At 52.0% G+C, this 1,108-nt stretch carries 1 pseudogene; it reads left to right on the top strand.

What is annotated here, in order from left to right:
- Positions 1 to 1,108 (top strand): annotated as a pseudogene (locus L6J37_RS21200) (IS4 family transposase); the annotation flags it as partial.

Here is a 1,108-nt window from a genome sequence, read left to right as displayed (position 1 = left end):
GCCCATACAGGACAATCTATCGTGCAATCTCTTTCATCCAGTGCAGACATCGAAGCTGCTTATCGCTTTGTTCGTAACGAGCATATCAGCCCGGCAGCGATTGCTGAGGCTGGCTTTGCTGCAACAGTCCATGCCTGCGAAGCATTTGACTGTTTATTGGCTTTAGAAGACACCACGTCTTTGGAGTTCTCGCACCAAAGCGTCGCAGATGAACTTGGTCACACCACTTCGCACAAAAACTCCAGCGGCCTTGAAGCGCATTCGGTTTTATTGTTTGCGCCAGGTGCGCAGCAGGTGGTTGGGCTTATTGAACAGCACCGCTGGGCGCGTGACCGCGAGGCGCATGGTCAGAAAAAACAACGCGCAAAACGCGCCTATGAAGAGAAAGAAAGTTACAAGTGGCAGCGAGCGTCACAAGCGATGGCCACACGACTGGGGCCACAGATGTCTAAGGTCATTTCGGTCTGTGACCGTGAAGCCGATATCATCGAATACCTGCGTTATAAAACCGATACCCAACAACGATTCATTGTGCGCTCAATGCAAAGCCGATGTATTGAAGAAGACCAGAACAAACTCTATGCGTTCAGCGAGACGCTGCACAGTGCCGGCGAACGGGTAGTACAGGTTCAGCAAAAAGGCGGCCGCAAAGCCAGAGCAGCCCGCTGTGATATCCGCTTTGCAGCCGTCACGGTACAGGTTCCAGCCAATAAAACCGGACAGCCGGTGCCGATGTTTTATGTGGGCTGTCAGGAAAAAGACACCGCAGATGGCCTCTGTTGGCACCTGTTGACCAATGAGGTCTCACAACAGCCCGGCAGGCGCAGCATATTCTCGAGTGCTACGAACGTCGTTGGCTCATTGAAGACTTCCATAAATCCTGGAAAACAGGGGGGACACAGGTAGAAAACTTAAGGATGCAAAGCAAAGATAATCTGGAGCGAATGATTGTCCTGCTGGCCTTCATCGCCACGCGCATTCAGCAGCTGCGCTGCTACGGGCGTCAGGCTGAGCAGGCAAAAAATCTATCCTGCGAAAGCCTGTTAAGCCCATTGGCCTGGAAGCTTTTATGGCTAAAGACTGAGAAAAACAAACCACCCAAGCAAGT

The organism is Photobacterium sp. WH77 (assembly GCF_022014395.1).
Classification (GTDB): domain Bacteria; phylum Pseudomonadota; class Gammaproteobacteria; order Enterobacterales; family Vibrionaceae; genus Photobacterium; species Photobacterium arenosum.
This window is presented reverse-complemented; position numbering and strand designations above follow the sequence as displayed.